Consider the following 25,015-nt stretch of genomic DNA (forward strand, 5'->3'; position numbering starts at 1 on the left):
GTCAGCCGTACGTGTCGCGGGGTCCACGACCCCGCACCCGGCGCGGTCCACGCGCCCAGGACGGCGCGGCCGGTCCGTGGATGTGCAGCTTGCGCACCACGTTGTGGCCGACCTCGCGGGCGATCTGCCGCAGCAGGGAGCTGGCGAGCAGCCGGAGCTGGGTCGCCCACGCCGTGGACCGAGCCTCGACGGTCAGCTCGCCGTCCTCTAGCTTCACCGGGCGGCTGTGCTGGGCGACCTCCGGCCCGACCACCCGCTCCCACGCCCCGAAGACGGTCGCCTCGGCCGCCGGCTGCTGCCAGCCCCGCGCCTTCACCAGTCGTTCCAGGACCACGCCGAGCGGCTGCGGGTCGCGCGGGTCCGGCCCGGGCCCGGAGTAGCCGCGCAGCCGCCGCTCGCCGCCGCCGTCCCCGCCGCCCGGGCTCCGCCGCCGGGTCTTCGCCGCCGATTCCCGGCGGGACTTCGCCGCGTCCAGCACCGCCCGGGCGAGCTGCGGCCCGGACGCCCCGGGCGGCAGGTCCGCCGGCCCTCCGTCCGCTCCGGGCGCCGTCGACTCGGGGCCACCCGCGCGCACTCCGGCGGCCGCCGACCGCTCCTGCGGTCCCGACCCGGCCGCCGCCGGGCCGGCGTCCGCGCCGGTCGCCGCCCGCCGGCCCGCCCGGCCGCCCGTCCCGCCGGCTCCCGAGGGAGTACGCGCACCGTCCGCCCCGCTCGGGGCCGTGCGGCCCGGAGTCGGGCCGGCCTTGCCGGGCTGTTGCGGATCATCCGACACGCTGCACCGTCCCCTCGCCCACGACGTACCGGGCGCCACGCAGTCGCGCGGGAACGTCGTCGTCCACCGCGCAGGTCACCAGGAGCTGGCTGGCGCCGCCGACGAGGTCGGCGAGCCGTTCCCGCCGGCCGGTGTCCAGCTCGGCGAAGACGTCGTCGAGCACGAGCACCGGCTCGATGCCATCAGCGCGCAGCAGGTCGTACCCGGCCAGCCGGAGCGCCAGCGCGTACGACCAGGACTCGCCGTGGCTGGCGTACCCCTTGGCGGGCAGCGGGCCGAGCGTCAGCGCGAGGTCGTCGCGGTGCGGGCCGACCAGGGTCGTCCCGCGTTCGATCTCGGCGGACCGGGCCTCGGCGAGCGCGGCGGTCAGCGCCTCGGCGAGGCCGGCCCGGTCGGTGGTCGGCTCGGCCAGTTCCACCGACGGCCGGTACGCGATGCCCGCGGCGCCCTTGCCGGCGGCCACGGCGTCGTACGCCTTGGTGACGTGCGGGGCGAGCGCGGCGACCAGTTCGAGGCGGCCGGCGAGCAGCTCGGCGCCGTGCTGCGCGAGGTGCGTGTCCCAGACCGCGAGGGTGGACAGGTCCCCGCCGCGGGAGCCGCCGGTCTTGCGGGCGAGGTACGCGGTGCGCAGCAGGGCGTTGCGCTGCTTGACCACGCGCTCGTAGTCGGCCCGCACCCCGGCGTACCGGGGTTGGCGGAGCACCAGCAGGTCGTCGAGGTAGCGGCGGCGTTCGGCCGGGTCGCCCCGGACGAGTTCCAGGTCCTCCGGGGCGAAGAGCACCAGGCGCAGGGCGCCGAGCACATCGCGGGCGCGGCGGGCCGGGGACCGGCCGAGCCGGGCCCGGTTGGCCTTGCCGGGGACGATCTCCAGCTCGACCAGCAGCTCGCGGCCCTCGTGCGCCACGGCGCAGCGGATGATCGCGGAGGTGGCGCCCATGCGGACGAGGGGGGCGTCCGTGGCGACCCGGTGCGAGTCCAGGGTCGCCACGTAGCCGAGCGCCTCGACGAGGTTGGTCTTGCCGACGCCGTTGGGGCCGACGAGGACGTTCGCCCCCGGGTCGAGGTCGACGCCGACCCGCTCGTACGAGCGGAAGTCGACCAGTTCGAGCCGGCGGACGTACACAGGCTGTGGACGGGCGTCAGCGCTTGTGGACGGCGTGTCCGCCGAACTGCTGACGCAGCGCGGCGACGGCCTTCATGGCGGGCGAGTCGTCCTGGCGGGACGCGAACCGGGCGAAGAGCGAGGCGGTGATGACGTTCAGCGGGACGGCGAGCCGGACCGCCTCGTCCACGGTCCACCGGCCCTCGCCGGTGTCCTCCGTGTAACCGCTCAGCTCGGCGAGCTCCGGGTCCTCGTCGAGGGCGCGGTCGAGCAGGTCGAGCAGCCAGGATCGGACGACGGTGCCCTCGCGCCACGACTTGAACACACCGGGGACGTTGGTCACCAGCTCGGAGGCGGCCAGCAGCTCGTAGCCCTCGGCGTAGGCGTGCATGAGCCCGTACTCGATGCCGTTGTGCACCATCTTGGCGTAGTGCCCGGCACCGACCGGCCCGGCGTGCACGAAGCCGAACTCGCCGGCCGGCTTGAGGGCCTCGAAGATCGGCATGAGCCGCTCGACGTGCTCCTGGGCGCCGCCGACCATGAGGGCGTACCCGTTCTGCCGGCCCCACACGCCGCCGGAGACGCCGACGTCGATGTACCCGATGCCGCGCTCGTTGAGGCGCTCGCCGCGGGGGGCGTCGTCGCTGAACCGCGAGTTACCGCCGTCGATGATGATGTCGCCCGAGGCGAGGACGTCGGCCAGCTCGTCGATGGTGGCGTCGGTGACGCCGGCGGGGACCATGACCCAGACGGCGCGGGGGGCTTCCAGCTTCTCCGCCAGCTCCGCCAGGCTCGCGACGTCGCTCAGCTGCGCGTTGTGGTCGAAGCCGACCACCTCGTGCCCGGCCGCGCGCAACCGCTCGCGCATGTTGCCGCCCATCCGGCCGAGCCCTACCAGGCCGAGCTGCATCTGTCCGTACCTCCGTGCGTCGTGGTTCTACTCGGGTGCGATCAGCGGGAGACGCGGATCGGCATGATGAGGTACCGGTACCCGGGGAGAACCTCGCCATCCTCTCCGGCGGGCGAAATCACCGCCGGCTTGAAGGCGTCGACGAACGAGAGCACGGCGAACTGGGCCCCCATGTTCGCGAGGCCGTCGATCAGGTACTGCGGGTTGAAGCCTATGGTCAGCGGGTCGCCGGTGAAGGTGGCCTCCATGGCCTCGCTGGCGCGCGCCTCCTCGGTGCCGCCGGCCTCGACGACCAGCCCGTCGGCGCTGAAGCTCAGCAGCACCGGCGTGGTGCGCTCGGCGACCAGCGCGACGCGCTTGACCACCTCGATGAGCGTGCTGACCGGCACCTGCGCCTGCGCGTTGTGGCTGGCGGGGAAGAGCGAGCGCACCGGCGGGTAGTTGGCGCCGTCGAGCAGGCGGCTGGTGGTGCGGCGGGTGCCACCCACGAAGCCGATCATGCCCTCGCCGGCGGCGCCCTGGGACAGCGCCATGGTCACCTGGCCGCCGAGCGGGCCGAGTGCCTTCGCGGTGTCGTGCAGGGTCCGGGCCGGCACGAGCGCGTTGAGGCTGATCTCGGGGTCGTCCGGGTTCCACTCCATCTCGCGCAGGGCGAGCCGGTAGCGGTCGGTGGCGAGCATCGACAGGGTGCGGCCGGACAGCTCGATGCGCACGCCGGTCATCATCGGCAGCGTCTCGTCCCGGCCGGCGGCGATGGCCACCTGGGCGACGGCGGCGGCGAACGCGGCCGCGTCGACCGTGCCCGCGCTCTCCGGCATCTCCGGCAGGGCCGGGTAGTCCTCCACCGGCATGGTGGGCAGGGTGAACCGGGCGCTGCCGCAGACGAGCTCGAGGTGGGCACCCACGGCGGCGATGTCGACCGGCTTGGCCGGCAGCGCCTTGGTGATCTCGGCGAGGAGCCGGCCGGAGACCAGGGCGGCGCCGTCGGCGTCCCCCTGCACCTCGACGGTCACCTGACTGGAGACCTCGTAGTCGAAACCCGACACCTGCAGGTTGCCGTCGGTGACGCGCAGCATCACGCCGGCGAGCACCGGCACGGACGGCCGGTTGGGCAGGCTCTTCGCGGTCCAGGCCACGGCCTCGGCGAGCGCGTCGCGCTCCACTCGGAACTTCATCAATGCCTCCGCGTCGACGTCAGCGACAACTCTCTCATGCCGACCGCTGCCTACCGACCCGCCTGAGCGTGCGGGTACCCATCGCACCTTAGGGCGCATGGGCATCGGCTGTGCGCCCGACCCCGTGCCTTCCAGGTGCCGGCGAGCCGCCGACGGCGGCGTCCGGCCCGATCCACAGAAAGTCCAACGGTGATGATTGGTTTTTGTTGTCTTAGAAGATCTAACTCATCGTCTTCATCGCACCTGTGCAAACTGTGGAGAACCGTCGTCCGCGCAGGTCAGACAGGTTATCCACCGGTGGGTTTGCTGTGGAGAACCAGGGGTACAACCCGTGTCGCGATCCACAGACGTCGTCCGCCCCCAGCTTGTCCACGGTTGTCCACCGGTTGTCCACCGGTAATCCACCGACTTTCTCCCCAGCCCTGTGGATCACCGGACGCGTCTCGATCGACGCTATCCCCAGAACCTTCAACAGCTTCCCCACAGGGGCACGGTCCGCGGTGGACAACGACGACGTTGTCCCCAGGCGTCCACAACGTCGTCCCCAGGGTTTCTCCACAACCTGTGGGTAACCGGGTGGCGGACGGACGGTAGTTTTCCACCGTCGGTGGACAACGAGTTGTGGACAACGAGCCGGGGTGTGGACGGTCACGGCCTCGATGCTGTGGTCTCCACCATGTCGAGGGTCAAGCCGCGGGCTGTGGAGAAACGGAAACGCCCGGCCGGTGGTCCGGCCGGGCGTCGTCGGTACGGGGCGGGCAGACGTCAGGTGGTCTGCTTGATCCGGTTGGTCAGCTCGGCGATCTGGTTGTAGAGCGAGCGGCGCTCGGCCATCTGCTGCCGGATCTTCCGGTCGGCGTGCATGACCGTGGTGTGGTCCCGGCCGCCGAAGGCCTGCCCGATCCGGGGCAGCGACAGGTCGGTCAGCTCCCGGCACAGGTACATGGCCACCTGGCGGGCGTTGACGAGGACCCGCGAGCGGGAGTGCCCACGCAGGTCCTCCAGGCTCACCCCGAAGTAGTCGGCGGTGGAGACCATGATCTGGTCGGCGGTGATCTCCGGGCCGGCGCCGTCCGGGATGAAGTCCCGCAGCACCTCCTCGGCCAGCGACAGCTCCACCGACGAGCGGGTGAGGCTGGCGAACGCGGTCACCCGGATCAGGGCGCCCTCCAGTTCCCGGATCGAGTTCGACACCCGGGAGGCGATGAACTCCAGCACGTCCGGCGGCGCGAAGAGCCGCTCCTGGGCCGCCTTCTTCTGCAGGATCGCGATCCGGGTCTCCAGGTCCGGCGGCTGGATGTCGGCGAGCAGGCCCCACTCGAACCGGGTCCGCAGCCGGTCCTCCAGGGTCGCCAGCTGCTTGGGCGACCGGTCGGAGGTGATCACGATCTGCTTGTTGGCGTTGTGCAGCGTGTTGAAGGTGTGGAAGAACTCCTCCTGCGTCCGCTCCCGGTTCTCCAGGAACTGGATGTCGTCGATCAGGAGGATGTCCACGTCCCGGTAGCGGCGCTGGAACGCGCTGGTCTTGTCGTCCCGCAGCGAGTTGATGAAGTCGTTGGTGAACTCCTCGGTCGAGACGTACCGGACCGAGCGGGCGTTGCCCAGCGTCGTGGCGTAGTGCCCGATGGCGTGCAGCAGGTGGGTCTTGCCCAGCCCCGAGCTGCCGTAGATGAACAGCGGGTTGTACGCCTTCGCCGGTGACTCGGCCACCGCCACGGAGGCCGCGTGCGCGAACCGGTTCGACGAGCCGATGACGAACGTCTCGAACATGTACTTCGGGTTGAGCCGGTTGCCGCCGCTGTCGGCGGGTCCCGGCAGCCGCCGGTCCTCCCGGCCGCCCGACCGGTGGTCCACCCGCCCCGGGCCGCTGTCGGTGCCGAGGTCCCGCGACAGGGAGCGGATCACGTGCTGGTCCCGCGGCGACGCCCCGTCCTCGCGGTACCGCGCGTCGTAGGCGCGGCCGTCCACCGTCGGGTCGAGCCGGGCCGCCTGCTCGTCGAAGCCGCGCCGGACCGGGGGGTCGTGCCGGGGCGGCTCGGCGAAGGCGGTGCTGAACAACGGCTCCTGGGCGTCCCGGCCCACCGGGGGGACCCGCTCGGCGACGGGGGGCGGCGGTCCGGCCGGCTCCTCGATCCGCCGTTCGGGTTGCGCCTGCTCGGGGATCAACGGGAGCTGCCGGCCGGCGTCGTCCTCCGGGACCAGGCCGTCCGGCCCGCTGCCGTACGCCTCGCCCGGCTCGGGGGCGCTGCGGTAGACGGTGCCCGCGGGGCGACCGGAGCCGTCCTCCGGCACCCGTACGGTGACCGCGACCTGGATCGGCCGGCCCAGCCGGCGGGTGAGCGCCTCGGTGATCGCCGGGCGCAGCCGGGACTCGATCACGTCGCGGGTGAAGGCGTCCGGAACGGAGAGGAGCGCGGTGTCCTCGACGATCGCCCGGAGCCGGGTCAGCCGCAGGTACGCCCGCTGCTGCGCGGAGATGATCTCGTCGGCGAGCTCGTCCGTGGTCGCCGTCCACACCGCGGCAAGGTCGGTCGTACCGGCCACCGTCGTGCCACCCCCCTCGCCTCTGCTCCCCGGACGCCGCCGTCCTCCCCGTCGGCCGTCCCGGGCCCGCCGCGTTCGAGCGGGTGGAACACCCTCACCCGGACGGCCGACCGGTCCTTGTCCACAAGTTATCCACAGCCTGTGTACGTGCCGATTGTGGCCGCCCGCCGGACGCGGGTCGGACCTGCCCCCCTGCCTGAACGGGCGCTGAAGCGGGTACACCGTGCCGAACGATTCACCGCCCTGTCCGGTCTTGCCTGCCGGCGGCGACCGCACCCGTCGACGCCTGGAACTGGACTTCGCCTCGCTCGCCCCGGGGTTTCCCGACAGCCTCTTACCGCAATCGGGCACGGTAACAGCGATGTCCGTGCGCCATCAACCGCCGACGCGCGGCGCCCGTTGGCGGCATTCGTGAAAAGCACCGCTTCGGTCGCCCGGGGCCGCGGGTGTCGGCGCTGGTGGGAGTGTTTGACGGTCGTTGCACCCCTGCGTAGGCTGGAGCGGCTGCTCTCTCGCCCTCTGCTAGGGTGATGGGTGCTTGCTGCCCGCGGTCGCTTCCCCGCATCGCCGAGGTCCCGCATCGCCGGGCAGCACCGATCGGAGGTCACCGTCGAGGTGACCCGGACCATGACACGACCCCCGGCGATCCCCTCGCCCGGGGGCACGACGACGGAGAGCCTGACGTGAGCAAGCGCACCTTCCAGCCGAACAACCGCCGGCGCGCCAAGACCCACGGCTTCCGGCTGCGCATGCGCACCCGCGCCGGCCGTGCCATCCTCTCGACCCGTCGCGCCAAGGGGCGCGCCCGCCTGGCGGCCTGACGCCGACCAGGTCCGATCCGCAGGACGTGGGCAGTCGTGCTGGCCGCCGCGCAGCGACTGCGGCGCAGCACTGACTTCGCCGCAGCGGTCCGCGGTGGCCGGCGCGCCGGACGCGGCGCCGTCGTCGTCCACCTGAGCCTGCCGGCCACCCCCACGACCGCACCCTCGCCGGAGCCGGCGCGGGCCGGTGCGGAGGAAACTCCCGTACCCGCCCGCGCCGGCTTCGTCGTGTCCAAGGCGGTCGGGAACGCCGTCGTCCGCAACCGGGTCCGCCGCCGGCTGCGGCACCTGGTCCGGGAGCGGCTCGCCGAGCTGCCGGCCGGCAGCACCCTCGTGGTACGCGCACTGCCGGCCGCGGCCGAGACGTCGTACCAGCGGCTCGGCGCCGACCTCGACGCGGCGATCGCGGCCGCGCGCGCCCCGCGCGGGCGGCGGTCCCGGTGAGTCCGGGGCAGGAGGCGCCACGGCCGACCACACCGGGTGCCCGGGTGCTGGCCGGGCCCATCATCGCGTACCGTCGGTGGATAAGTCCGGCGCTGCCGGCCCGCTGTCGGTTCTACCCGTCGTGCAGCGCATACGCCCTCGAGGCGGTCAGCCGCCACGGCGCCTTCCGGGGAGCCGGCCTGACGGTCCGGCGGTTGTTGCGCTGCCACCCCTTCCACCCAGGTGGATTCGACCCGGTGCCGGAGCCGGGCGGTCGCCGCCGTGCCGATGTGACTGGAGCCTGAGAATTGAGTCTCGACTGGATCTACTACGCGATCTCGTGGATCCTGCTGGTCTGGCACCGGGCCTGGGACGCCATCGGGGTACCGGACAGCGCGGTGCTCGGCACCAACTGGGCCTGGATCCTCGCCATCATCTTCCTGGTGGTCACCGTCCGGGTGATCCTCTTCCCGGTCTTCGTCAAGCAGATCAAGTCCCAGCGGGCGATGCAGGCGCTCCAGCCGCAGGTCAAGGCGCTGCAGGACAAGCACAAGGGTGACCGGGAGACGCTCCAGAAGGAGATGATGGAGCTCTACCGGAAGGAAAAGGCCAACCCGCTGATGGGCTGCCTTCCGATGTTCCTCCAGATCCCGGTCTTCCTCGGCCTCTTCCACGTGCTCCGCCGGCTCGACCCGGCCAACGGGGGCAAGACCCTGTACGGCTGGACGGTCGGCCAGTTCGAGAGCGCCTCCGCCGCGAAGCTGTTCACCGCGCCCATCGCCGGCAAGTTCGGGTCGACGGCCGAGGAGCTGGCCCGGCTCGGCGCCAACGGCACGACGGTCAAGGTCATGGCCGGCATCCTGGTGCTGGTCATGATGGGCACCACCTACCTGACCAGCAAGCAGATGATCCTGAAGACCGGCTGGGCGGAGGACCCGCAGCAGAAGATGATCCAGAGGCTGATGCTGTACGGCATCCCGCTGTCGCTGCTCATCTCCGGCGCGATCTTCCCGATCGGTGTGATCATCTACTGGGTCACCAACAACCTCTTCACCCTCGGCCAGCAGCAGTGGGTGCTGCGCAAGTTCCCGCCGCCGCCGAACGTCACCGCCGCGAAGTCGGGCACCTCGGGTGCGCGTAACCCGGTGCAGCCGGCGAAGACCGGCGGGCTGTTCGGCCGCAAGGCCGCCCCGCCGGCGCCGACCAAGCCGGCCGCGCCCAAGGTGGCCGGCCCGAAGCCGGGCGCCAAGCCGGTCAACCCGAAGAAGGGACGCCCCGCCAAGCGGCAGGGCTGAGCCGCCCGGGCCGCCGTCGGGACACCGGCGGCGGCCCGTTCCGCACCGTGCCGCCGCCGTACGGCCGGCGCCGGTGCGCAAAGGGCCGCGCGCGACGCGGCGACGGGCGAGACTGCCCGTACAGACGTGCCCGCGGGCACCGGCGACCTCCCGCCGGCCCCGGGAGACCAGCGGACCCGACGGTCCGGCCGAGCGAGTACGGAGATGACACCGTGACCGACACCAGCACCCCCCGCGCCGAGGAGTCCCTGGACGCGGAGGAAACCGAGCCCACCACGGCGCCGGACCCCGACGAGACCGCCGCCGAGGGCAACGAGAAGAAGACCGCCGCCGAGAGCGACCTGTTCCGCCAGAGCGAGATCGCTGCGGACTACGTCGAGGGCCTGCTCGACATCCTCGACTACGACGGGGACATCGACGAGCTCGTCTCCGGCGGTCGTCCGGTGGTCGAGGTGGTCGGCGCCCGTCTGCAGAACCTGGTCGGCCAGCGCGGCGCCACCCTGGAGGCACTCCAGGAACTGGCGCGGCTCGCCGTCTTCCGGCAGACCGGCACCCCCAGCCGGCTGCTGCTCGACGTCGGCGGCTACCGCGCCAGCCGCCGCAAGGAACTCGCCGCGGTGGCGAAGAACGCGGTGGAGAAGGTCAAGGAGCACGGCGAGCCCGTGCGCCTGGAGCCGATGTCCGCGTTCGAGCGCAAGTGCGTCCACGACGTGGTGAACGCCATGAGCGGCGTGGAGAGCGAGTCGGAGGGCGTCGAGCCGAACCGGCGCATCATCGTCCGGCCGGCGGACTGACCGGGTGACCCACGACGACACCGCGGCGGGTGCCGCGTCCGGCCCGGGTGGTACGCCACCCGGGCCGTCCCCTGTCGGCCCCCGCCCGGCGCCCGACCCGGCCGACGCCACGTTGCCGCCGGAGTTGGCCGGTGCCGCGCGTACCCTCTTCGGCGACCGGCTCGACCTGGCCGCCGCGTACGCCGAACTGCTCGTGACCGACGGGGTGGTCCGGGGCCTGATCGGCCCCCGCGAGGCGCCGCGGATCTGGGACCGGCATCTACTCAACTGCGCGGCGGTGGCGGAGCGCATCCCGCCGGGGGCGACCGTGCTCGACGTCGGCTCCGGCGCCGGGCTCCCCGGCCTGGTGCTGGCCGTCGCGCGGCCGGATCTGGCCGTGACCCTGATCGAGCCGCTCGCCCGCCGTACCACCTTCCTCGTCGAGGCGGTGGAGCACCTCGGGCTCGGCCGGACGGTCCGGGTGTTCCGGGGCCGGGCCGAGGAGGCGGCCGCCGGTGCCGCGGGGACCGAACCCCTCGCCGGCGACGTGGTGACGGCACGCGCCGTCGCGCCGCTGGACCGGCTCTCCGCGTGGTGTCTGCCGCTGGCCGTGCCGGGCGGCCGGCTGATCGCTCTCAAGGGCGCGTCGGCCGCCGAGGAGATCGCCGAGCACGCGGCGACCGTGAGCCGCCTCGGCGGCGGTACGCCGGAGGTCCACCGTTGCGGTGAAGGTGTGATCGACCCCCCGGCGACGGTGGTCGAGATCGTGCGCGAGCGGGTGGTGGGACCGGCGCGGCCGAAGTCCACGAAGCGCTCACGCGGCGGTCGACGCCGCTGACTCTCTCGCCGCACCGCGCGGGTCTGCCGGGCGGTGCCGGCTCCGGGCCGCCGGGTCCGCGGCCGTGTTGGGGCTTGCGGCCCGCGCGGTCTCCAGCGCCGCGCTAGGGCCTGTGTCAAAGTCCCTGGCCGGCCTGCGGCGGGCCCAGGCGACGACCGACGGCGTTGGAGCTTCGTCCGGATACAACACCGGTATCCGGCCGAAGCTCCGCCTTGCCGGATCGCCGCCTGGACTCCGCCTCGGCTCGACCGAGGACTTCGACACAGACCCTAGGTGCGGATTCCCCGTTCCGTGCTGGATCAGCGGATCCGCTTTCCTGTCCGGCGTCTGCGTCGTTGAACCGGTACGGGTGGGCGGGATGCGAACCCGACGTGGACCGGTTGCGCCCGCGAGCCGTAGGCTGGCCGCGCGTCGATAATGTGGAGCGGGCGGCGACGGACGTTCACCGGGTCCCGACCGCTTCCGCCGGGTCGCACGCTCCGAGCGCGAGCGCTGGTGCGGCCCGTTGACGGGGTGCGGACCGACCATCCGAAGCGGGCAGGGATGACAGGTGCATGACGACGGCAGGTACGACGATCCACGCGTGACCGGGTCAGCGGGCGACCCTGTTTCACGTGAAACCGACTACCCGGGCTGGGTGGCGCACGGTAAGCCGGCGAGCCCGTCCCCCCGGCCGCCGGACTGCGAGCCGGTAGTGCAGCACGATCCGCCGCCGACCGGCGTGGCCCGACCCGTACCGCCCGAGTTGCCGACCGCCAGGTCGGCGCCGGACGGGTCCCGGGCCGGCAACGCGCCGGCAGCCGAGCGGGTGGCGCCAGCCCGGGGCAACGCAGCCGCACCGACGCGCTTCGAGGTGGCTGTCCCGCAGCAGCCCGCGCCAGGTTCGGTGGCGGACGCCGGTCGGGTGACCGACACGACGGCGAGTCCGGCCGTGCCGTACGAGCATGGCGGGGACGACGACACGTACGTTTCACGTGAAACCCCGACGCGCGAAGAGGATGACCCACCGTTGGCGATGGAAGCGATGCGCGCCGTGCAGATCCTGAATCCGAGCGGCGAGGTGACGATGCCTCGTCCGGAGCGAACCCGGGTGATGTGCGTCGCGAACCAGAAGGGCGGCGTGGGCAAGACCACCACGACGGTGAACCTTGCGGTGGCACTCGCCCTGCATGGGAACCGGGTGCTGGTGGTCGACCTCGACCCGCAGGGCAACGCCTCGACGGGGCTCAACGTCCCGCACCACACCGGAGTGCCGGACGTCTACGACTGCCTCATCAACAGCGTGCCGCTGGAGGACGTCGCCCAGGCGGTGGAGGGTATCCCCAATCTGTGGTGCGTCCCCGCGACGATCGACCTCGCCGGCGCCGAGATCGAGTTGGTCTCCGTGGTCGCCCGCGAGTCCCGGCTGCAGCGGGCCATCGCCGGGTACCCCGGCCACTTCGACTACATCTTCATCGACTGCCCGCCGTCCCTGGGCCTCCTCACGGTCAACGCCCTCGTGGCCGCGCAGGAGGTGCTCATCCCCATCCAGTGCGAGTACTACGCGCTGGAGGGGCTGAACCAGCTCATCAACAACATCAACCTGGTCCGTCAGCACCTCAACCCGCGACTGGAGGTCTCCACGATCCTCCTCACCATGTACGACCGGCGTACCCGGCTGGCGGACGCGGTGGAGCAGGACGTCCGGAACCATTTCGGTGACAAGGTGCTCCAGGCGGTCATCCCGCGCAACGTCCGGGTCTCGGAGGCACCCAGCTACGGCCAGTCGGTGATGACCTACGATCCCGGATCGCGGGGGGCCACGAGTTACTTCGAGGCCGCCCAGGAGATCGCCGAGCGAGGCGTCACGGCGCCGGTGAGCCGCAATGCGTAGTGGGTACGAGTCGCCGGGAGGCGTGGCATGAAGAACCGTCCTCGGGGCGGTCTGGGTCGAGGGTTGGGCGCGCTCATCCCCACCGGACCGGCGGTGACCGCGGCACCCGGCGCGTTCGATCCGAACGCCGGCGACCCGGCTGCGGCCGACGTGGCACCGCCGCCGGCGATCCGGCAGGACGACGTGGCACTGAGCCCGGTGCCGGGTGCCCGCTTCGCCGAGATCCCGGTCGACGCCATCGTGCCGAACCCGAAGCAGCCACGGCAGGTCTTCGACGAGGACGCCCTGGAGGAGCTGAAGGTCTCCATCCAGGAGGTCGGCTTCCTGCAGCCGATCGTCGTCCGCCAGCTCGACGGCGAGAAGTTCGAACTCGTCATGGGCGAGCGGCGCTGGCGCGCGGCTCAGGCCGTCGGCCGGGACAACATTCCCGCGATCGTTCGGGACACCCGCGACGACGCGATGCTCCGGGACGCACTCCTGGAGAACATCCACCGGGCCAACCTGAACCCGCTGGAGGAGGCGGCCGCCTATCAGCAGCTGCTGGACGAGTTCGGGGCCACCCACGAGGAGCTGGCCCGGCGGATCGGGCGGAGCCGGCCGCAGATCTCCAACACGATCCGGCTGCTGAACCTCCCGGCTCAGGTGCAGCGTCGGGTCGCCGCCGGGGTGCTCTCCGCCGGGCACGCCCGAGCGCTGCTGAGCCTCGACGACGCGGAGGCGCAGGAACAGCTCGCCCTGCGCATCGTCGCCGAGGGCCTGTCCGTTCGGGCGACCGAGGAGATCGTCGCGCTGTCGCTCAGCGACGGCACCGGCCGGAAGGAGTCGGCCAAGCGCCGCCCGAAGCCGCAGGCCCCCGCGCTGTCGGATCTCGCGGACCGGCTCTCGGACCGCTTCGACACACGCGTGAAGGTCGACATCGGGCGCAGCAAGGGCAAGATCACGATCGAGTTCGCCACTGTCGACGACCTGGAGCGGATCGTCGGCATCATCGGGGTCGACAAGGACGAGCCCGAGGCCTGACTCCGGCACGTCGCACCCGGCCGCGTGGTCCCACCGGGGACCCCGCGGCCGAGTCGTTTCTGCCTTGCCTCTCGACTGGCGCTCCGCCGACGCCACGGGTCGCACCCGCCTCGGCGTAGGTCAGCCGAGCTTGCGGCTTGAGGCGGGATCGAGGGTGTCGCGCGAAGAGCGAGATGCGCTGTGGCCCGGTCGCCGGCGGCTCGGTGTCGATCAGGGAGGGCCGCGTCGGTGAGGATCGTCGTTTCACGTGAAACCGGGGCGTCGAGCCGCTGTGGAGGGCCCCCAACGTTATCCACACCGGTTGTCCACAGGCCGCCCTCGTTTCACGTGAAACAGCGCGTGAAATCGCGTGCTGACCTGTGGATGACGGCATGTGGTCGGCACCTGACCGGCCTGTGGATATCTCACCTGCTGGCAGGGTCGTCGCCCTGAATGACCGTCGGGATTGGCTCCGGAACGGGGAGGGACAGCGGTGGCGGAACCGGCTAGGGTCAGCGTCGTGCACGACACCCCTCCCTCACTTCCGGACTTCGCCCAGTGGCCGTCCTTCCCCTTCGAGGGCGACCTCCGCGTGAAGCAACTCGATGATCCGGTCCCGGTCGAGCCGCCCCGCAGGGGCGAGGGGCACCGGGAGTGCACCGCCTGCAACGCGCCCGACGAGGCCTACGTCTGGGTGGGCGAGCGCTGGCGGGTGCGGGCCATGGACCGGCCCACCGGCCTCCCGATGGTGCTGATCCTCGAATCCCGGTCGCATCTCGACCTCGGCGATCTGCCGAACCTGCTCGCTGCCGAGCTCGGAGTGATGACGGTACGGCTCGAACGGGCCATTCGCTCGCTGGACGGCGTGGCGCGGGTGCACGTCAACCGCTGGGGCGACGGCTCTGCGCACCTGCACATGTGGTTTCTCGCCCGCCCGTACGGCCAGCTTCAGCTCCGCGGAACGTTCCTCCCGCTGTGGGACTCGATCCTGCCTCCGATCTCCGAGTCGACGTGGCGGGAGAATCTGGCCATGGTCGCCGCGTGGCTGGCGGAGTTCGGTGGGCGTCCTCTCGCCGAACCGCCCCGCATCCAGTGGCAGACCCCGTCCAGCTTCAGCGCGCCGCTGGCGACCACGGCGGCCCCTGCCGAGGAGGGCGGCGCCACGGTGATGGGCTCGCTCGAGGAAACCCCGATCCCGTCGACGGACGACCAGTCATCCGGCAGCGCCGACGCCCCGACCACCACCGCGACCGACGGTCGGGCGGCCGAGAGTTCGGGCGAGTCGTCGCCCGGCAGCGCCGGCGGTCCGTCGACCGGCGGCCCCTCGACGGACGGCCCTGACAAGCCCGCTGCGGCCGTAGCCGGTGCCAGGGTGGCCGACGGCCGCCTGGGCGGAAACCGGGCGGGCGGGGGCGCGGACGAGGCGGTTGCCGCCGTTGTGGAGGAACAGGCCGACGACGAGCTTCGCGGCCGCCCCGTCGATCGGGCAGGCGCGGGCGCTGCCGCCGATCCCGCCGGCACCCAGGGCCGGGACCACCGCCACGGCGGGAACCACGACCACGGCCGGAACCGCTAACACGCACACCACCCCCCGCAACTGACGGAGCCGCCGCAGATCCTGGAAGCCAGCCCTCCCGAGGACGGGAGGATCGCCAGGATCTGTGGCGGCTACGAAGTGAGCCGGGGCCGGCTCGAGGTCAGTTGCGGCGGGCGGCGGCGCGGGACACCAGTGCGCCGAGCACCCGACCGAAGTCGAGGCCGGCCGCCTGTACCGCGAGCGGCAGCAGCGAGGTCTCCGTCATCCCGGGGGAGACGTTCACGCCCAGGACGTGGGGCTGGCCGGCCGCGTCGACGATCAGGTCGACCCGGCTGAGATCGCGCAGACCGAGCGCCCGGTGGGCGGCGATGGCCATCTCGGCGACCGCGTCGGCCACCGCCGGCTCCAGGCGGGCCGGGGTGTGCCACGTGGTGCGGCCGGCGGTGTACCGGGCGGCGTAGTCGTACACGCCGTTGCGGGGCACGATCTCCACCGCCGGCAGGGCCTGCGGGCCGTCGCCCAGATCGACCACGGAGACGGCAACGTCCGTGCCGGGCACGTAGCGCTCCACCAGCGCGGTCGAGTCGTACGCGAAACAACCCACCATCGCGGCCGGCAGTGCCGCGGCGTCCCGGACCACGGCGGCGCCCAGACCCGAACCGCCCTGGGCGGGCTTCACCATCAGCGGCAGGCCCAAGCGGTCGACGATGCGGTCCAGCACCGCCACCGCACCCAGTTCGGAGAAGCGGTCGTGCGGAAGCGCCACCCAGTCCGGCGTGGAGATGCCGGCCTCGCGGAGCACCGCCTTCGCCGACGGCTTGTCCCAGGCGAGCCGGGCGGTACGCGCGTCGCACCCGACGTAGGGGATGTCGCAGAGGTCCAGCACGCCCCGGAGCGAGCCGTCCTCGCCCGTCGCGCCGTGCAGGGCGATCACCACCGCGTCCGGCGGATCGGCGGTGAGGGACGGCAGCAGGGCGACGTCGGCGTCGCGCAGTTCGGCGTCCACGCCGACGGCGCGCAGCGCGTCCAGCACGCGGCGGCCGGAGCGGAGCGAGACGTCCCGCTCGTAGGAGAGCCCACCGGCGAGCACCAGCACGCGCAGGTCGGTCACGACGGGGGAGTCGGCAGCGGTACGCATGCCGGAATCATGCCAAGTCAGGTCCCGGGGCGTCCGAGCCGGCCTGGCCGCGCCGCGACCCGGGACGGCCGACCGCTCCGAACACCCGGCGCATGGCGATGTCCTGTTCCATCACGCCGGCCAGCCGCCGGACGCCCTCGCGGATCCGGTCGGGCGGCGGGAAGGAGAAGTTGAGCCGCATGTGGCCGGTGCCGGTGCCGTCGGCGTAGAAGCCGGTGCCCGGCACGTACGCGACCCGGGCGGCGATGGCCCGCGGCATCATCGCCTTCGAGTCGAGCCCGTCGGGCAGCGTGGCCCACACGAAGAGGCCGCCGCCCGGGCGGGTCCACGTCGTGCCGGCGGGCATCAGGTCCGCGAGGGCGTCGAGCATCGCGTCCCGGCGCTCCAAGTAGACCTCCCGGTAGACCTTGAGCTGCTCGCGCCACGGCATCGTGCCGAGGTACGTCGAGACGGCCGCCTGCGCGTAGCCGCTGGGGCACAGGATCTGTGCCTCGCTCGCGATCACCAGCTTGTCGCGGACCGCGTGCGGCGCGAGGATCCAGCCCACCCGCAGCCCGGGGGCGAACGTCTTGGAGAACGTGCTGAGGTAGAAGACGCCCTCCCGGCGGCGGGCGCGCAGCGGCGCGGGCGCGTCACCCTCGAAGCCGAGCTGGCCGTACGGGTCGTCCTCCACGACCAGCAGGCCGGCGCGTTCGCAGATGTCGAGCACCCGCTCGCGCCGCTCCTCGGTCAGCGTCACGCCGGTCGGGTTCTGGTAGGTGGGGATGGTGTAGAGGAACTTCACCCGGCGTCCGGCCCGCGTCTGCTCGGCGATGGCCGCCTCCAGCGCCTCCGGGATCAGCCCGTCGTCGTCCATGGCGACGTGCACGACCTGTGCCTGGGCGGCCTGGAACACCCCGAGTGCCCCGACGTACGTCGGACCCTCGGCGAGCACCACGTCGCCCGGGTCGAGGAAGAGACGCGCGACCAGGTCCAGCGCCTGCTGCCCGCCGACGGTGACGACCACGTCCTCCGGGGAGGCGCCGCAGGCCGCGTCGATGCCGGAGAGCGCCATCACCTCGCAGATCCGCTCGCGCAGCTCCGGGGTGCCCTGACCGATGCCGTACTGGAGCGTGGTGACGCCGTGGTCGGTGCCGAGCCGGCCGAGCATCTCGCCGACGGCGTCCAGCGGCAGGGCGGCGATGTAGGGGGCGCCACCGGCGAGCGAGACCACCTCCGGCCGGCTGGCCACCGCGAAGAGCGCCCGGATCTCCGAGGCCGTCATGCCGCGGACCCGCCGGGCGTACCGGTCGGTGTAGTCGTCGAGCGTCGTGCCGGTCATGACATCACCTCGATGCGTGCTCGGGTGCCTCCCCCGCCCCGGCGTACCCGGGACTCCGGCGACCATGGCGACTCGGACGCCGGATGCCGATCCTAGTCGCCGCCCACCAGCGGCGTCGCCGGCCGGACGGCCAGGTCCACATCCCGGACGGCCCGTCACTCCCCACGGTGACCCTTTGCGCGTCCCCTCCCGTGGCGTTCGTCGGCGGCGTACGATCGCTCGTCGGGGGGCAGGGAAGGGGCGGTGTCGTTCCGTGCCGGTCTCACCTCCGAGCCTAACGTGGGGATGCGCCAATGTCGCGACGTCTGGTCAGCTTGACCCTCGACACCCTGGAGGACCTGCCCCGCCCGTGCCGCCAGTGCGTCTACTGGGAGCTCGATCCGGTCTCGGCGGACCGGGCGTGCGCCGCCGGCGACCCGGGCCTGGAGAAGGAGGCGTGGGTCTCCCAGACGCTGCTGGAGTGGGGCTCCTGCGGCAAGCTGGTGTACGTCGACGGCATGCCGGCCGGCTTCGTGATGTACGCGCCGCCGGCGTACGTGCCGCGCTCGATGGCCTTCCCCACCTCACCGGTCTCCGCCGACGCGGCGCTGCTCATGACGGCGAACGTGGTGCCCGCCTTCGCCGGTGGCGGGCTCGGCCGGATGCTCGTCCAGGGCGTCGCCCGGGACCTCACGAAGCGCGGCATCAAGGCGATCGAGGCGTTCGGCGACGCGAAGTTCGGTGACGCCGACGATCCGACGCGCGCGTGCGTGGCACCCGCCGACTTCTTCCTCTCGGTGGGCTTCAAGACGGTCCGCCCCCACCCCCGCTTCCCCCGCCTGCGGCTGGAGCTGCGCACGGCGCTGAGCTGGAAGTCCGACGTCGAGTACGCGCTGGAGAAGCTGCTGGGCTCGATGAGCCCGGAGACGCTGCTGAGGCCGGTCCGCCCCGCCCCGGCCACCCGCTCCACCGCCGGCTGAGGGCCCACGACGGGCCGCGGCACCGCGGGCACCGCGGCCGGGCGAGCAGCGGTCGCGGGCCGGGCGCACCGCGGGTCCGGTCAGTCGAGGACCGTGCCGGCGGCCACCACCGCCCGTAGCTCGCTCACGTCGATCGACCCGGTCGGGACGTCCCGTTCGACCGGGTAGTACATCCGCTGCACGGCGGCGACGATCGCCTCCACCACCCGGTCCCGGAAGCGCGGGTCGACCAACCGGGCCCGGTCGGTGGGCGAGGTCAGGTAGCCCACCTCGACGCGGACGGCCGGCATCCGGGTGAGCCGCAGCAGCTCCCACGCCTTGGCGTGGGTGCGGCAGTCCCGCAGCCCGGTCCGCGCGACGATCTCCCGCTGCACGAGACCGGCCAGCCGCTCCCCGGTCGCCGAGGTCACCCCGTTGTCGGTGCCGTAGTGGTACGTCGCCACGCCGTCGGCCGCCGGGTTGGCGTGCCCGTCGAGGTGCAGCGAGATGAACACGTCCGCGCCGAGCGAGTTGGCCAGGTGGGCCCGGTCGACGTCGGGCAGGCACTCCCGCGGCGCCGGCCCGCGGGTGAGCTGCACCCGCACCCCGGCCGCCGCGAGCCGCCCTTCCAGCCGGCTCGCGAGGTCGTGGACCAGGTCCGCCTCGGTCCAGCGCAGCGCGCCGTCGGGCACCACCACACCGGGGTCGGTGCCGCCGTGGCCGGGGTCGACGACGACGGTCCGCCCGACCAGGGCGGGCCCGGACTGCCGGATGGCGTCGGACTCACGCAGCCACTGCGGCCGCCCGCCGACGACCTTGCGGCCGAGCCGGCGCAGGGCATTCATCGTGTGCGGGCCGCAGGTGCCGTCCGGGGTCAGCCCCACCTCCCGCTGGAACTGGGCGACCGCCCGCGAGGTCCGTACGCCGTAGATGGCGTCCGCCCGACCCACGTCGTATCCCATCTCCAGCAGCCGCTCCTGGAGCGACCGGACGTCCTCGCCGGTGAGCGGTTCGGGCACCGCGTGGTAGAGCGTGCGGGCGCCGAGCCGCCAGCGGGCGGCGTCCAGGGCCCGCCACGTCTCGGCGCCGACGCGCCCGTCCACGCTCAGGCCGCGGGACTGCTGGAACGCCCGTACGGCCCGTTCGGTGTGTGCGTCGAACTCGTCGGCGTCCGGCGCCGAGGGCGAGAGCAGGTCGAGGGTGGCAAGCACGGTACGGATCTCCGTGACCGCTGGTCCACGGTCGCCGGGTCGGATCGGACGCACACTCGACCCCCTCTGCACGGATGCTGGCTGGCCGGGCGGCCCTGGGGTTGAGGTTATGCGCTCCTCGGGCCCCGGGGGCGCGGGCCGGCAAAAGACGCCGACCCCGCACCCGTGCGGCCGGGTGCGGGGTCGGAGGCGTCAGCGCAGGTCAGAGCGCCGATTGGATGAGCTTGACCAGCTCGCCCTTCGGCTTGGCGCCGGCGATGGACTGCACCGGCTCGCCGTTCTTGAACACGGTGAGGGTCGGCACCGACATGACCCGGTACGTGCGTGCGGTCTCCGGGTTCTCGTCGATGTTGAGCTTGACGATGGTGACCTGGTCACCCATCTCGCCGGCGATCTCCTCGAGCAGCGGCGACACCTTCCGGCACGGCCCGCACCACTCCGCCCAGAAGTCGACCAGAACCGGCTTGTCGGACTTCAGCACGTCGGTGGCGAAACTGGCGTCGGTGACCGACTTGGTTGCTCCCACTACGACCCTCCTCGGGGATTGTTTCGGTTGTTCAGCCCTGGATCGTGGCGATGAAGCGCTCGGCGTCCAGGGCGGCGGCGCAGCCCGTGCCGGCGGCGGTGATCGCCTGCCGGTAGGTGTGGTCGACCAGGTCACCGGCGGCGAACACGCCCGGGATGCTGGTCCGGGTGCTGGGCGCCTCGACCTTCACGTACCCCTCGCCGTCCAGGTCCACCTGGCCGCGGAAGAGTTCGCTGCGGGGGTCGTGGCCGATGGCCACGAAGACGCCGGTCACGTCGAGCACCTTGCTCTCACCGGTGTGCACGTTGCGGAGACGGACGCCGGAGACCTTGCCGTCGGCGCCGAGGATCTCCTCGACGACCGTGTTCCACTCGACCTTGATCTTGTCGTTGCCCAGCGCGCGCTGCGCCATGATCTTGCTGGCGCGGAACGTGTCGCGGCGGTGGATGATCGTCACCGACTCGGCGAACCGGGTCAGGAAGCTGGCCTCCTCCATCGCCGAGTCACCGCCGCCCACGACGACGATGTGCTGGTTGCGGAAGAAGAAGCCGTCGCAGGTGGCGCAGGAGGAGACGCCGTGGCCGAGATACTCCTGCTCGCCGGGCACGCCTAGCGGGCGCCACGCGGAGCCGGTGGCGAGGATGACGGCCCTGGCCCGGTAGGCCGTCTCGCCCACCCAGACGGTGCTGACCGCGTCCGAGCCGATCTCGCCGGTGTCCTTGAGCTCGACGCGGGTGACGTCGTCGGTCAGGAACTCCGCGCCGAACCGCTCGGCCTGCTTGCGCATGTTGTCCATCAGCTCGGGGCCGAGGATGCCGTCGGCGAAACCGGGGAAGTTCTCCACCTCGGTGGTCGTCATCAGCGCACCGCCCGACTGCACGCCTTCGATGACCAGCGGGTTGAGATTGGCGCGCGCGGCGTAGACCGCCGCCGTGTAGCCGGCCGGCCCGGAGCCGATGATGATCAGGTTGCGGACCTCGTCCACTGCCGTCTCCCGATTGTGTCTTCGCCATCGGCGCGCACCGATGCCGATCCGGTGCCGGCGACCTCAGTACCGGCAGCTGATGTGCAGAACGTCATCGTACGAACCGGGGATTCCCGAGCCGGTCATCCGGTGGGTCACATCACGTCGCGGGCGAAACCCTACGACCGTGGTTTCACCCTACCCGCGCCCGGTAACGGGTGTCCGAGGCGGACCCGGGCACGCCGCACTCCGGCCCGCTCACCCAGGCCCAGCGGGCTCCGGAAGCGTCGGTGAACCGGACGACCAGCGCCGGCCGGCCCTGGAAGCGTGCGTAGTCGACCAGGTCGACCACGAGCGGGCCGTTCCCGTGCTCGGCGCCGATCTCGGTGAGACAGGCGGTGAGCGCCGCGGGGTCCTCGAGCCGGTCGAGCCCGATCGGCCCGGCCACCCGGTCGCTCTCCGCGTGCGTTCCGGGCTGCGACGCCGGAGCCGGGCCCCCGCTGGAGAACTGTTGCGCCCGCACCGAGGCGGTGAGAGCGGCCAGCGCCTCCGGCGTGTAGTCCGCGCCGGTGCGCAGGGGCGGGCCGGCCGTACGGACCGGCTGAGCGGCGGCCGGTGCCGCCTCGTCGCGGGCCGTACCGGTGACCGCGCTGTCGTCACCGTTCCGGCTCCCGAGCTGGTCGAGGCCGAACAGCCCGGCGGCGGTCACCGCCACCGCGGCGAGGGCGACCGGAGCGCCGATCCGTGCCCAGCGCCGGCGCCGCCGGCCCGGCCCGGTCGTCGCGGGCATCCCCGACGGGGGTACGCCGCCGGGGCGCCGCGAGCCGCCGTGCGGCTGGGTCGGCACGACCGGAGCGGCGTGTCCCGCACCGGACGGCCCGACCTCGGTGACCAGCGCCGCGGTGATCCGGTCGGTGACGTCGGCGGGCATCGCCTCGGCCGCACCGCCCCAGGCCAGCAGGTCGGCGCGCACCTCCGCGACCGCCGGGGCGAGCCGGGCGTACGCCTCGGCCCAGGCCGGGTCCTCCTCGACCCGCCGCGCCACGGCCACCTCGTCCGGGGTGCCGTCCAGCGCCCCGCCGAGGTAGTCGGCGAGCAGGTCGTGGTCGACCTCCCGAAACCCCCCGGTCGTCACGAGTCCTCCTGGTTGGTGTCGCGCCGGGACCGCCCCGACCCCGATCGGACGCCTCCGGCCGGCTCCGGGTTCCCCCGGGTGACGGTCGGCACGTTCCCGCCGGACCGAACCGGATCGCCGGCCGGGGCGGAACCGGTGGCCGACGCGGGGCGGAGATGACCGAGGACCGTCGCCAGTCGGGCCCGCCCACGGGCGCACCGGCTCTTCACCGTCCCCTCGGCCACCCCCAGGATGCGGGCGACCTCGGCGACCGGGTAGCCCTGCACGTCGACCAGGATCAGCGCGGCGCGCTGCTCGACCGGCAACGTCGCCAGCGCCTGCCGCACCACCAGGGCGGTGTCGTGGTCCGGTGCGGGGGCGGCCGGCTCGACGCCTCCGGTCGCCCCCTCGGTGTCGCGGACACCGTCGGGCAGCGGCACCGTCGGGTGCGCCTGCCGGCGCCGGATGCGGTCGAGGCAGGCGTTGACGACGATCCGGTGGAGCCAGGTGGTCACCGCCGAGTCACCACGGAACCGGTCGGCGGCGCGGTGCGCGGAGAGCAGCGCGTCTTGCAGGGCGTCGGCCGCCTCCTCGCGGTCGCCGAGCGTACGCAGCGCGACCGCCCAGAGGCGGTCCCGGTGCCGATGGAACAGCTCGGCGAAGGCGTGCCGGTCACCGGCGACGTGCGCGTGCAGCAGGTCGAGGTCGGACGGTGTCGGGGCGGACGCCGCGCCTCCGTCGCCCGCCGGCGGTCCGGCCGCCCCGCGTGCCTCCATCACCACGTCCGGCGGAGGCGGTGCCCGGTGCGCGCCCTCGGGCTCACGACCCCTGGACCGTGATCTCCTGGACACCGATCTTGTAACCGCCGTCGCTCGGCGGCAGCTCGGTGAGCCAGAACAGCAGGTAGCGGTACTTCGTGTCGGCGTTGAAGGCGTTGAACGTCATGGTCGTCCCGCCGTCCTCCAACGGCTCGCCGACCGGGGTCTTGGCGTACTCCTTGAAGAGCGCGTCGTCGCCCGTCTTCGAGGAGGGGTGGTCGTTGCTGCCGGCGAACAGTTGGGCGGACGCGCCCCGCGCCGAGAGCTGGACCTGCAACGACTTCACGGTGCGGGGCTCGCCCAGGTCGAGCCAGATGCCCATGCCGCGCTTGAAGTTGCCGAAGTTGGGGTGCCCCCGGTAGGTCTGGGTCTCCCAGCCCTCTTCCTCTTTGCCGTCGAAGACCTTGTCGGCGTCGCGGACCTCCGCGCGGTCGCGGCTGTCCGGGTCGATGATCCGCGCGCCGCTGATCTTGAGCGGGCCGGCGGCCACGGCGGCTGGGGTCGCCTCCCCACCCGGAGCGCTGGCGGTCGGGGCGGTGGCCGCGTCGGGTCGCCGGTCCCGGTCGTCACCGCCAAGCGCGCTGATGCCCACCAGCAGGCCCACCAGGGCGACCGCGAGCAGGCCGGCGATCCCGATGGCGACCTTGCGCCCGCCCGCCGCGGCCAGCGGGGACGGCTCCTCCCCGGTCTCGGCGGCGAAGCGCAGCGGGCCGGTGTTGTCCAGGAAGTGCTCGTCGGCCGGGACGTCCAGCCGGGCCAGCTCCGCCGCGAGCACGTCCGACGGCGGGGGCGCGATCTCGGCGTCCAGCAGGTCCATCGTCAGGTCGTCCAGGTACGCCGGGACGCCGGCCCGGACCTGGCGCGGAGCGGCGATGGCGCCACCCGCGTCGCGGACGGCATCCGGGATCGCGGCGCGACCGTGGCCGGCGGTGGCCCCCCGCAGCGGGACCTCGGTGTGCGGCCAGTGGCCGGTCAGGGCGAAGTAGAGGAGACCGCCGACCGCGCGGACGTCGATCTCCTGGCTGTCGGCCCCGTCCGTGCGCGCGTCGGCGAGGACCACCCGGCCGTCGTCGCTGATCATGACAGTGCCGGGGTGGACGTTGCCGTGCACCATCCCGGTGGCGTGCACGGCGGCGAGGGCGCTGGCCACGGCGTTGCCGACGGCGGTGGCGCGGGCGGGATCCAGCGGCTCCTCGGCGACCAGCTCGCGCAGGGACTGTCCGTCGACCCACTCGCGGACCACGTACGCCCGCTCGCTCTCGTCGATCGCGTCGTAGACGCCGACGAGGTTGGGGTGGATCACCCGGCTGGCCGCGACGGCGGCCTGGAGCATCTCGGTGGCGGAGTCGCCGCCCGGGTAGCGCAGCACCACCGCGACGGGACGGCGCAGCACGACGTCGACCCCGCGCCAGACCAGACGGCCTGCGCTGTCGTTGTTGATGTGCTCGACGAGTTCGTACCGCTCGGCGAGGACCTCACCGGCCGTCGGAGCACCGAAGGTCATGACCGACGGAGCGCTCTCGTCCGCCTCCTGACCCTCGCCGACCTGGGTCACCCGTCCTCCCTCGGTGATCGTGTCGATCGATGGACCCGTGCTGCTGGGCATTGTGGCTTCCGCTCTGCTTTCTGAGGACCGGTCGACCGGCGTCGGCGTGATCGCCGTCGCCTGCCGTACCCGTCGAGAGCGACCTTACCCGTGATGGCCCGCTCCCCGACATGTCATCTTCCCGCCGCACCGATCGAGACTGCCGGTGGTCGGGGGACTCGTCCGGTTACGACCGATGTCAGCCACGTTGCTGGCACATGTACTAACCAATCTAGAGGTTGACCGCAAGTAGTCGCCGGAGGGGCCGGACCTGGAGTGGCGGGCCGTGCCGACGCTGGCCGGAGTTCCCGCGTCACCCACGGCCATGCTCAGCCGTC

Annotated in this window: 23 protein-coding genes; 10 read left to right on the forward strand and 13 right to left on the reverse strand. The window is 72.9% G+C overall.

The features are described from left to right. Position 1: 1 nt before the first annotated feature. The 5 genes from ACTMS0_RS04745 to dnaA all read right to left on the reverse strand — a co-directional run bounded on the left by ACTMS0_RS04745 (position 2) and on the right by dnaA (position 6,503). The gene (locus ACTMS0_RS04745) at positions 2-574 is read right to left on the reverse strand and encodes a DUF721 domain-containing protein (protein WP_441154010.1); all 573 of its coding nucleotides are present in this window, start codon (positions 572-574) and stop codon (positions 2-4) included. A 187-nt stretch (positions 575-761) separates the two neighbouring features. Continuing rightward, positions 762-1,895, reverse strand: a complete 1,134-nt coding sequence (gene recF, locus ACTMS0_RS04750; RefSeq protein WP_441153820.1) for a DNA replication/repair protein RecF — start codon at positions 1,893-1,895, stop codon at positions 762-764. Positions 1,896-1,911: 16 nt separating this feature from the next. Next, complete coding sequence (gnd, locus tag ACTMS0_RS04755; RefSeq protein WP_441153821.1) at positions 1,912-2,784, reverse strand: phosphogluconate dehydrogenase (NAD(+)-dependent, decarboxylating); 873 nt, start codon at positions 2,782-2,784, stop codon at positions 1,912-1,914. Positions 2,785-2,825: 41 nt separating this feature from the next. Continuing rightward, entirely contained in the window at positions 2,826-3,959 is a 1,134-nt protein-coding gene (gene dnaN / locus ACTMS0_RS04760) for a DNA polymerase III subunit beta (protein WP_441153822.1), read from the reverse strand. Positions 3,960-4,724: 765 nt separating this feature from the next. Further along, a complete protein-coding gene (dnaA, locus tag ACTMS0_RS04765; protein WP_441153823.1) occupies positions 4,725-6,503 on the reverse strand; it encodes a chromosomal replication initiator protein DnaA in 1,779 nt (592 codons plus the stop codon). Positions 6,504-7,186: 683 nt separating this feature from the next. Here dnaA and rpmH point away from each other — a divergent pair. From rpmH to ACTMS0_RS04810, 9 genes are all read left to right on the forward strand, one after another. Further along, on the forward strand, positions 7,187-7,324 hold the full coding sequence (gene rpmH, locus ACTMS0_RS04770) for a 50S ribosomal protein L34 (RefSeq protein ID WP_441153824.1): 138 nt from the start codon (positions 7,187-7,189) through the stop codon (positions 7,322-7,324). A 36-nt stretch (positions 7,325-7,360) separates the two neighbouring features. Then, a complete protein-coding gene (gene rnpA / locus ACTMS0_RS04775; protein ID WP_441153825.1) occupies positions 7,361-7,768 on the forward strand; it encodes a ribonuclease P protein component in 408 nt (135 codons plus the stop codon). Further along, on the forward strand, positions 7,765-8,052 hold the full coding sequence (gene yidD / locus ACTMS0_RS04780; RefSeq protein ID WP_441153826.1) for a membrane protein insertion efficiency factor YidD: 288 nt from the start codon (positions 7,765-7,767) through the stop codon (positions 8,050-8,052). Before rnpA ends, yidD begins: the two co-directional genes overlap by 4 nt. Before the next feature lie 3 nt (positions 8,053-8,055). After that, a complete protein-coding gene (gene yidC / locus ACTMS0_RS04785) occupies positions 8,056-9,042 on the forward strand; it encodes a membrane protein insertase YidC (RefSeq protein ID WP_441153827.1) in 987 nt (328 codons plus the stop codon). Between the two features lie 212 nt (positions 9,043-9,254). Continuing rightward, the gene (locus tag ACTMS0_RS04790) at positions 9,255-9,836 is read left to right on the forward strand and encodes a Jag family protein (protein ID WP_441153828.1); all 582 of its coding nucleotides are present in this window, start codon (positions 9,255-9,257) and stop codon (positions 9,834-9,836) included. Positions 9,837-9,948: 112 nt separating this feature from the next. Continuing rightward, the gene (rsmG, locus tag ACTMS0_RS04795; protein ID WP_441154011.1) at positions 9,949-10,653 is read left to right on the forward strand and encodes a 16S rRNA (guanine(527)-N(7))-methyltransferase RsmG; all 705 of its coding nucleotides are present in this window, start codon (positions 9,949-9,951) and stop codon (positions 10,651-10,653) included. 550 nt (positions 10,654-11,203) lie between these two features. Further along, positions 11,204-12,526, forward strand: coding sequence for an AAA family ATPase (locus ACTMS0_RS04800; RefSeq protein WP_441153829.1), 1,323 nt, complete (start codon positions 11,204-11,206; stop codon positions 12,524-12,526). 27 nt (positions 12,527-12,553) lie between these two features. Then, positions 12,554-13,546, forward strand: coding sequence for a ParB/RepB/Spo0J family partition protein (locus tag ACTMS0_RS04805; RefSeq protein WP_441153830.1), 993 nt, complete (start codon positions 12,554-12,556; stop codon positions 13,544-13,546). A gap of 499 nt (positions 13,547-14,045) precedes the next feature. After that, on the forward strand, positions 14,046-15,101 hold the full coding sequence (locus tag ACTMS0_RS04810; RefSeq protein WP_441153831.1) for a hypothetical protein: 1,056 nt from the start codon (positions 14,046-14,048) through the stop codon (positions 15,099-15,101). A gap of 121 nt (positions 15,102-15,222) precedes the next feature. On the opposite strand, the gene ACTMS0_RS04815 is transcribed toward ACTMS0_RS04810, so the two are convergent. Beyond that, positions 15,223-16,200: a D-alanine--D-alanine ligase family protein gene (locus ACTMS0_RS04815; protein WP_441153832.1), complete on the reverse strand. Its 978-nt coding sequence runs from the start codon at positions 16,198-16,200 to the stop codon at positions 15,223-15,225. A 7-nt stretch (positions 16,201-16,207) separates the two neighbouring features. Continuing rightward, positions 16,208-17,521, reverse strand: a complete 1,314-nt coding sequence (locus ACTMS0_RS04820; protein WP_441153833.1) for a PLP-dependent aminotransferase family protein — start codon at positions 17,519-17,521, stop codon at positions 16,208-16,210. A gap of 293 nt (positions 17,522-17,814) precedes the next feature. Here ACTMS0_RS04820 and ACTMS0_RS04825 point away from each other — a divergent pair, with 293 nt between their 5' ends. Then, positions 17,815-18,480, forward strand: coding sequence for a GNAT family N-acetyltransferase (locus tag ACTMS0_RS04825; RefSeq protein WP_441153834.1), 666 nt, complete (start codon positions 17,815-17,817; stop codon positions 18,478-18,480). Between the two features lie 80 nt (positions 18,481-18,560). Here ACTMS0_RS04825 and ACTMS0_RS04830 read toward each other — a convergent pair whose 3' ends face one another. From ACTMS0_RS04830 to ACTMS0_RS04855, 6 genes are all read right to left on the reverse strand, one after another. Further along, entirely contained in the window at positions 18,561-19,724 is a 1,164-nt protein-coding gene (locus ACTMS0_RS04830) for an N-acetylmuramoyl-L-alanine amidase (protein ID WP_441153835.1), read from the reverse strand. Between the two features lie 148 nt (positions 19,725-19,872). Further along, positions 19,873-20,196 (reverse strand): thioredoxin, encoded by a 324-nt coding sequence (trxA, locus tag ACTMS0_RS04835; protein WP_155329613.1) that lies wholly within the window; start codon positions 20,194-20,196, stop codon positions 19,873-19,875. A 31-nt stretch (positions 20,197-20,227) separates the two neighbouring features. Then, entirely contained in the window at positions 20,228-21,181 is a 954-nt protein-coding gene (gene trxB / locus ACTMS0_RS04840) for a thioredoxin-disulfide reductase (RefSeq protein WP_441153836.1), read from the reverse strand. Between the two features lie 172 nt (positions 21,182-21,353). Next, complete coding sequence (locus ACTMS0_RS04845) at positions 21,354-22,295, reverse strand: hypothetical protein (protein WP_441153837.1); 942 nt, start codon at positions 22,293-22,295, stop codon at positions 21,354-21,356. After that, positions 22,292-23,050 carry an RNA polymerase sigma factor SigM gene (gene sigM, locus ACTMS0_RS04850; protein ID WP_441153838.1) on the reverse strand — a complete coding sequence of 253 codons (759 nt, stop codon included), beginning with the start codon at positions 23,048-23,050 and terminating at the stop codon, positions 22,292-22,294. The genes ACTMS0_RS04845 and sigM overlap by 4 nt, the downstream gene beginning before the upstream one ends. 43 nt (positions 23,051-23,093) lie before the next feature. Then, complete coding sequence (locus tag ACTMS0_RS04855; RefSeq protein ID WP_441153839.1) at positions 23,094-24,698, reverse strand: protein kinase family protein; 1,605 nt, start codon at positions 24,696-24,698, stop codon at positions 23,094-23,096. Positions 24,699-25,015 lie beyond the last annotated feature (317 nt).

Source organism: Micromonospora sp. H33 (genome assembly GCF_052068455.1).
Taxonomy (GTDB): domain Bacteria; phylum Actinomycetota; class Actinomycetes; order Mycobacteriales; family Micromonosporaceae; genus Micromonospora.